Source organism: Bacillus sp. NPDC057893 (assembly GCF_042796455.1).
Classification (GTDB): domain Bacteria; phylum Bacillota; class Bacilli; order Bacillales; family Bacillaceae_G; genus Bacillus_A.
Window position 1 is genome coordinate 47316 of the sequence record NZ_JBHVNG010000012.1, and the last position, 9792, is coordinate 57107.

Annotated in this window: 12 protein-coding genes and 1 pseudogene; 12 read left to right on the forward strand and 1 reads right to left on the reverse strand. The window is 32.2% G+C overall.

What is annotated here, in order from left to right; genetic code table 11:
• Nucleotides 1-343 precede the first annotated feature (343 nt).
• From ACFVQC_RS26655 to ACFVQC_RS26675, 5 genes are all read left to right on the forward strand, one after another.
• Nucleotides 344-1318, forward strand: coding sequence for an alpha/beta hydrolase family protein (locus ACFVQC_RS26655; protein WP_377899750.1), 975 nt, complete (start codon nucleotides 344-346; stop codon nucleotides 1316-1318).
• Nucleotides 1319-1325: 7 nt separating this feature from the next.
• Nucleotides 1326-2660, forward strand: coding sequence for an ATP-binding protein (locus ACFVQC_RS26660; protein WP_377899751.1), 1335 nt, complete (start codon nucleotides 1326-1328; stop codon nucleotides 2658-2660).
• 32 nt (nucleotides 2661-2692) lie between these two features.
• On the forward strand, nucleotides 2693-3271 hold the full coding sequence (locus tag ACFVQC_RS26665) for a response regulator transcription factor (protein WP_377899752.1): 579 nt from the start codon (nucleotides 2693-2695) through the stop codon (nucleotides 3269-3271).
• Nucleotides 3272-3470: 199 nt separating this feature from the next.
• The gene (locus ACFVQC_RS26670) at nucleotides 3471-3680 is read left to right on the forward strand and encodes a helix-turn-helix domain-containing protein (RefSeq protein WP_225989863.1); all 210 of its coding nucleotides are present in this window, start codon (nucleotides 3471-3473) and stop codon (nucleotides 3678-3680) included.
• 28 nt (nucleotides 3681-3708) lie between these two features.
• Nucleotides 3709-3858, forward strand: coding sequence for a hypothetical protein (locus ACFVQC_RS26675; protein WP_377899753.1), 150 nt, complete (start codon nucleotides 3709-3711; stop codon nucleotides 3856-3858).
• A gap of 51 nt (nucleotides 3859-3909) precedes the next feature.
• On the opposite strand, the gene ACFVQC_RS26680 is transcribed toward ACFVQC_RS26675, so the two are convergent.
• Nucleotides 3910-4305, reverse strand: coding sequence for a helix-turn-helix domain-containing protein (locus ACFVQC_RS26680; RefSeq protein ID WP_377899754.1), 396 nt, complete (start codon nucleotides 4303-4305; stop codon nucleotides 3910-3912).
• A gap of 127 nt (nucleotides 4306-4432) precedes the next feature.
• Here ACFVQC_RS26680 and ACFVQC_RS26685 point away from each other — a divergent pair, with 127 nt between their 5' ends.
• From ACFVQC_RS26685 to ACFVQC_RS26715, 7 genes and pseudogenes are all read left to right on the forward strand, one after another.
• Complete coding sequence (locus tag ACFVQC_RS26685; RefSeq protein ID WP_377899755.1) at nucleotides 4433-4669, forward strand: helix-turn-helix domain-containing protein; 237 nt, start codon at nucleotides 4433-4435, stop codon at nucleotides 4667-4669.
• 165 nt (nucleotides 4670-4834) lie between these two features.
• Nucleotides 4835-5428, forward strand: coding sequence for a hypothetical protein (locus ACFVQC_RS26690; protein ID WP_377899757.1), 594 nt, complete (start codon nucleotides 4835-4837; stop codon nucleotides 5426-5428).
• 13 nt (nucleotides 5429-5441) lie between these two features.
• Nucleotides 5442-6317 carry a VirB6/TrbL-like conjugal transfer protein, CD1112 family gene (locus ACFVQC_RS26695; RefSeq protein WP_336992564.1) on the forward strand — a complete coding sequence of 292 codons (876 nt, stop codon included), beginning with the start codon at nucleotides 5442-5444 and terminating at the stop codon, nucleotides 6315-6317.
• Nucleotides 6318-6668, forward strand: coding sequence for a hypothetical protein (locus ACFVQC_RS26700; RefSeq protein WP_377899758.1), 351 nt, complete (start codon nucleotides 6318-6320; stop codon nucleotides 6666-6668).
• Entirely contained in the window at nucleotides 6661-7062 is a 402-nt protein-coding gene (locus ACFVQC_RS26705; RefSeq protein WP_377899759.1) for a PrgI family protein, read from the forward strand. The genes ACFVQC_RS26700 and ACFVQC_RS26705 overlap by 8 nt, the downstream gene beginning before the upstream one ends.
• Nucleotides 7004-9418 (forward strand): VirB4-like conjugal transfer ATPase, CD1110 family, encoded by a 2415-nt coding sequence (locus ACFVQC_RS26710; RefSeq protein ID WP_377899760.1) that lies wholly within the window; start codon nucleotides 7004-7006, stop codon nucleotides 9416-9418. The genes ACFVQC_RS26705 and ACFVQC_RS26710 overlap by 59 nt, the downstream gene beginning before the upstream one ends.
• Nucleotides 9419-9436: 18 nt before the next feature.
• Nucleotides 9437-9792: pseudogene (locus tag ACFVQC_RS26715) on the forward strand (hypothetical protein); the annotation flags it as partial.

Here is a 9792-nt window from a genome sequence, read left to right on the forward strand (position 1 = left end):
GCTTTAAAAAATCCCTCCCCTTACCAGTTTAACATGCAAAGAGATAGTCATGACTTAAAGGGGGGATGTCTCTCTTCGCTCTTAATTCTGGACTTTATAATTTTACGTAGTATGACCAATAATACATAAAAAAATTTCCTTCTATATGGTTAAAATTCTCCGAAAAAACGGATTAGTCTATTAATTTAATGCAATAAAGGGCATTTCCTTTTGATTAAACAGTTTTAAAATTATACAATGTAAATATAATGAAAAAAATTCATTATATTGCCACATTATAGAGAAAATAGCATTTTAAATTAGGTAAGGTGTCGTACTTCATAAAAAATCGGAGGGTTACATTTTGGTTTTTTCAAAAGCAATAGATCTATGTGCTTTATATGATCTACATAGGAAACGTAGTCAAGAATTCCAATATTCCTCTATTTCTAATAAATATTTAGGAGTAGAAAACATCCAAGAGTTTTATAAAACTAATCCAGTTGATATTCAATTTAATATGGGCGCATGTGATAACCAAAATTACAAAGTCGGTAAATTTGAATATAAAAGTTCAATCAAATCTGGTATTTCGTGTAATGACATAGTAACAGGTGAAGCTTTTATAAATAAAAATGAAGATTCACCAAATGTAATACTTGTACATGGTTGGCGAATGGATTCTATAGACAAAGTTAAAAACATATTTCAAAAAAAGATGATGGATTTAGGATGGAATATGTATTATTTTTCAATGCCTTATCATTTTGATAGAGAACCGGAAAGTTCCCTGTATAGTGGTGAATACATGATAAGTGCTAATGTTGAGCGAACAGTGGAAGCATCTCAACAAGCGGTGGCTGATTTGCGTGGATTAATACATTGGCTTAAAGAAAATAAAAAAGGTCAAGTTACATTGATCGGTATTAGTTTAGGTGGCTTTATTACAAATTTAACAGCTTTAGTTGAACCTCAAATAGATGTATTAGTTTCTATTTTCTACGCTAACCGTCTTTCTTATTCAATATGGAAAACCAATCCTGGGAAGTATATAAAAAAGGACTTACAGGAGCATGGTGTTACATATGAAGATTTAATAAATCATTGGAAAATTACTGAACCAAGTCAATCTGTTCCAGTAATGAATAAGAATAACATCCTATTAATCTCAGCAAAAAATGACCGGTATGTTCACATTCAAGATACAGATTACTTATGGGAATCTTGGGAGAAACCGACAAGATATGTATACAACGGTGGGCATGCAGGAATTGTTTTAAATCGCAATAAAATTGCTACTGATACTATCCAATTTATCCGAAAACGGATAGAAGGGTAATTCTGCCATGATTGTCCTTGTATTTTTGTTGTGGATGATCGCCGCGATTTTGTTTTTTACGAATCCCAAAAATGAAACCACTAGATGGGGAAGCGCAATAGCTATCTTTGGAGGATTTGGTGGTTTAGGTGTAATGCTGGGTGATATTCCGAACCGCTCCGAATGGATTTTATGGGCGGATAGCATATCAACCTCATTAAGTCATTACATGACACCATATGCTATGTGGATTTTTGGGCTCTCTTTTGCAGAAGTTTTGAAAACAAAAAAACAAAAAATCTTCTGGAAAATTGTATTTCTAATACCGATTGTAATTATGTATCAATATGATACGTTGTATCCAGTATTTAAAGCACATTATGTTGCACTTTGTCTTTGGGTAGTACCTTATGTAATTGGTATGGACATCCTCTTAATTTGGGCTACATGGCGTGAGAATAGACCAGCGATAAAGAAAAACAAAATGTTTACTTGCCTGGTTATTGTACCAATGTCAACGTTTGCTTTATTCACAAATATAGTACTAGAAGCTATGGGGATAAAAGGTGTATGGCTGTATAATCCAATAGGAATAGCGCTTCAATTTGCTTTTTTTGCTTATTTCATAATTAAATATGGATTTTTAGATGTTCAAATCGTATTTGAGCGACAGCAAAGGGATACTACTATGCAGGCTGTCAGAAGCGGTTCAGCGTTATTCAATCATACGATGAAGAATGAAGCTTCAAAGTTGGATATTTTAATTCATGAGCTTAAAGACTCTATAGGTGACGACCCTAACTCTTCAGAAAATATTGATATGGCTTTAGCATCTACTAAGCATTTGTTAGATGTATCGACACGGATACAAAGCAAATTAGATATTATGCAGTTGAAAGAAACGGATTTCTTACTAAGTGAATGCATGGAATCTGCGATTTCTTTAGCACATCCGTATATTGGTAAAGAAGTGCATATAACCAAGCAGTATGAAGTGGATATGCTTATACACGGAGACTTTGTTCACTTACAAGAAACATTCTTAAATATTATAAAGAATGCAACTGAAGCTATGAACAAAAAGGGTCATATTTTAATGAAAATATATAAAACTAGAAGAAGAATTTATATAGATATAAAAGATGATGGAATGGGGATAAAGAAAAGAGATCAGTCTCTTGTATTAAATCCTTTCTATTCAACTAAAGGACATAAAGGGAATTATGGATTAGGTCTAACATACTGTTATAATGTCGTTCAACAGCATAATGGCGATATTTCAATAAAAAGTAAAGAAAATCAGGGTACTACAATGACCATTTGGTTGCCAAGTAAACGAATTGTAGAATCTGCTGATTATTAATTTATTCTTATATTGATGGGAGATTAAGCGTTATGCAACAAATTAGGGTAATGTTGGTAGAAGATGATGAAGTCTGGATGAAGTGTTTAAAAAATTATATAGAAAAAGAAGAAGATATATTGATTGTAAGGCAAGCTTACACGGAGGAAGAAGCTCTACAAGGAAATATAGAAGAAATTGATATAATTTTATTAGATGTTACATTGTCACCAGAAGATAGTCATTTAAATGGATTAGAGGTAGCAAGGAAGTTAACTGCAAAAGGTTTTAATAAGGTAATTATGTCAACATCTTGGGATGAAAAGGAAATTATTTTAGAAGCTTTTGATAATGGAGCCATTAATTATGTAACCAAACAATCGTATAAAGATATTCCCAAAGTGATTAGAGAAGCATTTTATGATAAAAATTGCCTTCATTCAGATGTGTCGGCCATACTAGTAGATGCATTGAAAATAGAAAGGAAGGCAAGAGTGTTAACACCGTCAGAGCGTGAAGTTTTTTATTTAAAAGAAAGCGGGCTTAGTAAGGCTGAAATTGCAAAAAAATTGTTCAAATCAGCTGAAACAATAAAAAAGCAACTGCAAAAGATATATAGCAAAATAAAATAAAGGGCGTGTTTCGCCCTTTATTTTATTTTGCTATTTTTTGTCATAAATAATAATATTACCATGAAAATGGTCGCATGGGGAGGGGTATATTTTTGCCCCTTCTCTAAATTACGAGAGAATTGTAATATAAAAAAGAATATTTGAAACTATCTGTAAACAGATAGTTTCAAATATATATAGCAAGAAATGATTCGAGGAGGTGGCCATTATTTATAAAATAAAGCTTTTCAGAGAAAGTAGAGGATGGAGTCAGTCAAAACTCTCAAGGAGATCAGGTGTCCCTCAATCTACAATTTCAGAAATAGAGAATGGCATCAGAAGAAACCCAACTTTTAAAACCTTAGAAAAATTAGCTAAAGCATTAGGGATTACTATCGAACATCTTGTTGTGACTAATGAAAATTCTTAAACAGTATGTTATAAGGGGCTGAAGAGTTATGTATCAATCGTTAGATCAAGCCGGGCTGAGGAATGCAGAAATAAAACTTTTAGAAAAAATTTTAAGTAGCCAAGAAAATCCTGTGGAATTTTACTATGAAATCTTAAGTGTGTTAAATCAAATTGAACGTGAAAATCTAAATAAATGAGGAAGAGCATCTTAAAATAAAGACGCTCTTTTCTTTTCCATGATAGTTAGTTTACTTATTTTTTTCATCTTTGTTAATCTCGTTATTTTGTAATTCAGCATGTTCAAATTTATTTTTGAAATCCAAGTAACTAATATAGGAAAGTAGTTCCTCTTCGAACACTGGAATATCCTTGCTTTTTTCGTACAATTTATGAGCCAACTGTGTAACAACTGCCTTTTTTTGCTCTTCATTGTCCAGAACTTGATGATTCAACAAATATTCGGTACTAACCATAAAATAGCTTGCGATTTTTTTTAGCATATCAAAGTTGGGTTCTTTTTTTCCAAGTTCCCAAGCAGATACTGCACTTCCTGTTACGTCTAACTCTTTACCCAAAGCATTTAAGCTAAGCTTTTTAAGTAATCTTAAATTCCTAAGATTTTGCCCAAAGGTATTGTTTTCCAATCAAATCAACCTTTCAATTAGTATTAGTTCAAAACTCACAAAATATCAACGTTATGTTCAATAACATTCAACGTTACGTTGACATTGGATTATTAATCCAATAAAATATACACAAGGGGGTGGTAATTTGGCTAAAATACTGAATGAAAGTTCAACAATTTTAAGAACGGTTAGAGAAGCTAAGGGTCTAACTGTTCAAGATGTATCTCGATTATCCAATGTTCCTGAAAACACCTTGTATGGAATCGAGGTTGGTAAAAGTGGAGTAAATGCAAATAGAGCGGAGGCAATCAGCTTGTGTCTGCAAGAACCCCTTGAAAATCTGTTTGAACCAAGTATATTTAGTGCTAAAAAAATAGAATAAAACACATTTATTTTTTATTTAATATGATGTACTCAATATTTTTACCCTACACTTCCTACATTATATTGTAATAAAAAATTTCACAAATTTAATGCACGTCAATTCTAAATTTTAATCAGTAAGGGGGATATTACACTGAATTTAACAAAAAAAGCTTTATTCATAATGTTATCAGTTTCAATGTTATCAGCTTGTAGTGGTCAAAATGAAAATGTTGTTAAAGAACAACAGCAGACACCAATAAAAAGTGTCAAAAAGAATGAATCCGTACACTTGCCAGTTAATATTTTTGAAAATAACAACTATAACATTGAAGGGAAAAAAGTTACATTCACTCGCAGCATTACTAATGTTGAAATAAAAGATTTTGATCAATCATCTGAACTTGATTTTCGGGATCGGTATAACGATTATGTAGTTAAAAAAAATTTAAACCTCAAAAATGATTTTAAACTACTAATCATTAATATGAAACATGAAATAAATGAAAAAGCAAGAAGTAATCCATATGAAGGCTATTTATTAAACGAGGGTTCAGGACTTGTAATAGGTGAAAATGAATTAGCTAGTGAAAATGAATTTTTAACATATCAGCAAACATATATCACTGCCGATCATAGAGCAGAATCGACTTTTGAACAATCAGGAAAAATATTATTAGCGATTCCGAATAAATACGCTAAAAATAAAAACTTACAACTAAAAATTGTTCAAAAAATAAATAAGACAAATAAACTTGTTTATATTGATTTGAATTAAACGAGGTGGACGAATGTTAGACGACATCATAAAGGGCATAACGAATTTCTTTTTTGACATGCTGATGGGGAGTACGAAAAGCTTCCTTGATATGATTACTGAATTGTTCCAAAAAAGCGTTGATACAGTTCAAACAAACGTTTCAGAAACGCCAACTGAGTTTTCCCAAACGATTGTCGATAACTTGAGGATAATTTCTGACAACGCCATATTGCCCGTTGCGGGGTTGATTTTAACATATGTGTTTTGTTATGAACTATATCAACTAGTTGTTGAAAAAAATCGTGGTGGCGATTTTGAGACGGGACAATTAATGTTTTTAATCATTAAAACGAGCGCTATGATTTTATTGTTAACTAACGCTTTCGATATAACACTTGCTGTATTTGATCTTGGTAAATGGATAACAAATCATATTCCAGCCTCGGCATTAAAGATACCTGATTCTATAAAAGAGAACCTGATTGGCTCAGTAGAAAAGGGAGATGTAGGCGCTGCTATGTCAATGTGGTTTGTATCAGGTATTGCTTTAGTCGTAACATTTGTTATGAGTGGGATTATTTATTTAGTAGCTTGGAGTCGTATCATAACAATTATGCTTTATATTTCAGTTGCTCCAATTCCTTTTGCAACATTTTTAAATCGTGATTGGATTGGAAGTATAGGGCAATCATACGTTAAAAACTTATTGGCTCTAATGCTTCAGGGATATTTCATGTTAGTCTGTCTAGTTGTATATGCTGGACTACTCGAAAAGGCAAGTAGCTTAATAACTACCGAAGGAACAGGGTTATATGGATTGATGTTAATGGTTGTTTCAATGGCAATCCTAGTAGTCACGTTAACTAAAACGCATACGCTTGCTAAATCTGTAGTGGGGGCAATGTAGATGAAGCAATGGTTCACTAAAAATAAAAAGTTATTAATTACGTTTGGTGTAATGTCTCTAATAACATTAATAATAACATTGTTTGAGATACATTTAATTGTAAGTAACGCTGAAGATTTATATGAATATTCAACATCAAAAACTGTTACAGATGGTTTAAAGACTGTTAGTGTACTAGGAGTATTTAATATGATACTTCTTGCTATTTGGACATTTACATTTATATTAATTTTTCTAAAAATTATTTTCCCAACTAAAAAAGTTGTACACAACGCCTTATTTATAGAGGAATTAACATTTTTGAAAGATATGCCTAGTCAACTTAGGAGGGGGTTAGATAAGAATGAATAACAATTTCGTTGTATCTATTCCCAAAGAGTTAAAGACCATAAAATCTAAATTGTTTTTTGGATTAACCAAAAGACAATTAATAGGATTTTCAATCGCTTTAGCGATAGGTTTACCAGTATTTTTCTTACTAAAAAGCTTTAGCTTGGATGTTGCTTTATATGGTCTTTTCTTTACAGCATGCCCAGCAATTTTTGCTACACTCTTCACCAAAGATGGTATGCCTGCTGAAACGTGGATCAAGCTTTATTTAGAGTATAAATATCTGAATCCACAAAAGAGATACTTTAAAGTATCAAAAAGAAACGTTAAAGTTGCAGCAGAAAGGAATATGATGAATGAAAAACGCAAGGTTAGAAAAACTCAATCTGTTTCAGGTGTTGCAAAAACTAATTGATTCAAAACGTCCAATAAGAAAAACCACACAAGAAACATTAAACTACAACAAAATGTATCCGAATGGGGTTTGTCATGTTGGAGAGAAAACTTATAACAGAATGATTCGTTTTTCGGATATATCGTATCAATTGTCACAAGATGAAATAAAACAAAGGATTTTCGCACAATATAGTACACTACTAAATTCATTCGATGACACTATTAAAATTCAATTTTGCTTTATCAATTATCGTATGAATGGTGAAGAGAATGAAGAAGTGCTTGCTTACAGCAAAAGTATGAGTAATATTGAAGATTTTGAAACGATGCAAGAAGAATACTTTTCATTTCTAGAGGAACAAAGACAAAAAGGAAATAATGGTATTGTCCGAAATAAGTACTTGGTTTTTTCAATTACAGATGAATCTTATACTAATGCCGTTAGACGTTTAGCAAGTATCGAAGAAAATATCAAAGATCACTTTAAAACATTAGGTGTAGGAGTAGAAGAATTAAATGGTATTGAACGATTATCAATTATTAATTACCTGTTAAATAATAATTCTAAGCACTATATCGAATTAGAGAGTTTATCAAAGGAACAACTAAGTAGTGGAACAACTAAAGATTTGATTGCACCTAAGAATATAGATTTTGAGTCCTATGCAGATGAATTTAAAGTGAATAACAAGCATGCGGCTGCTTTACATTTAAAAATTGATGCAACAGAGTTATCAGACCGAGTTTTAGCAGACTTTTTAGATTTAGACCTTGAAATACTTGTTAGTATGCACATTCGTAGTCTGGGACAACAACAAGCTGTCAAAATGGTTAAATCAAAAACATCTGACCTCGATAGTATTAAAATTGAGGAGCAAAAAAAGGCTCTACGTAGTGGTTATGATATGGATATTCTTCCGACAGATTTAAATATGCACGTTGAAGAAAGTAGAAAAATTTTAAGAGACTTACAAAGGGAAAATGAAAGATATTTCTATTTGACCTTTACCATTATAGTTTTTGAAAATGATCGCAAAAGCTTAGATAATGCAATTTTTAGATTGAATTCTGTCGCACAAAAGCAAAATTGTACATTGAAAAAACTGAAACTACAGCAAGAAAAAGCCTTAATCAGTGCCTTGCCACTTGGTGAAAACATTACTGTAACAGATTTAGAGCGTGGACTGACAACTTCATCTACTGCCATATTTGTTCCATTTACAACACAAGAGCTGTACCAAGAAGCTCAAGAACCTGTATATTACGGCTTAAATGCTTTAAGTAATAATTTGATTCAGGTTAGCAGAAAATCCCTGAAGAACCCAAATGGATTAGTTCTAGGTACACCAGGTTCGGGAAAATCATTTTCTTCCAAACGAGAAATAATAGATACCTTCTTGAGAACTACAGATGATATTTTGATTTGTGATCCAGAGGCGGAATATACACCATTCGTTTACAGGTTAGGTGGAGAAATAATTAAAATATCTGCTAATTCAAAGCAATATATTAATCCGTTAGATATTTCATTAGATTACGGAGAAGGAGAAAATCCAATTTCCTTCAAGACGGAGTTTGTTCTTACCATGATGGAAGTTGTTGCAGGTGGGAAATCGGGACTAACAGCAAAGCAAAAAACAATTGTAGATAAATGTGTTCGTATTATTTATCGTCCTTATCTTGAAAATCCAACACCTGAGAACATACCTATCTTAGAGGATTTATATAATGCTTTACTTAATAATGATAGAGCTGAAGGTCGAGAATTAGCAGATGCATTAGAATTATATGTTCATGGTTCATTGAATGTATTTAATCATCGTACATCGGTTGATGTTAATAATCGTATGATTTGTTTCAATATTAAAGAGTTGGGTTCTAACTTACGAGAGTTAGGCATGTTAGTCCTACAGGACCATGTTTGGAACAAAGTAACAATAAACCGTAATCAAGATAAGAAGACATGGTATTACATGGATGAATTCCACAAACTTTTAGCAGAAGAACAAACAGCAAATTATAGTGTAGAGTTTTGGAAGAGATTTAGAAAATGGGGCGGTATACCAACAGGTATGACGCAAAACGTTAAAGATTTATTATCAAGTCCAAAGATTGAAACGATCATTGATAATACAGACTTTGTTTATCTTTTAAATCAAGCAACAAGTGATAGAAGAATTTTACAAAGTAAATTCGGTATTAGTGATTATCAAGCAAACTATATAACTAACTCTAAAGAGGGCGAAGGTTTAATTGTTTATTCAGGTGTCATTTTACCATTTAAGGATAAGTTCCCTAAAAACAATTCCTTATATCCGGTTATGACAACAAAACCAGAGGAAATTAAGCATTTGAGGGCAACCGCAAATGAGTAATGAGGGGGCTGCTGAAACTTGATTAGGAAAAACACATCTGATAAATCAAATAGCAATTTTCGGCAACAAGAGAGTGCTATGAAGGAATTAGATAAAAATGTTGAGACAGCAGAGCAGAGAAACATCTCACAAGCTAAAAATGCCATTGAGAGCCCGCAACAAGAAACAGATCCAGGGAAGTTACAAAAAGAATCATTTAAACAATCACAGCACACCAGCCAAGAATTTCAACAACAAGAAAGTGTGGTACAGGTAATAGATAAGAAATATGAAACAGCCGAGCAAAAACAGTATTCGCAAACTACAAGTACTATAGAAAGTCCACAACAAGATACAGGGCAAGGAACGTTACAAAAACAATCTTCCAAGTTATC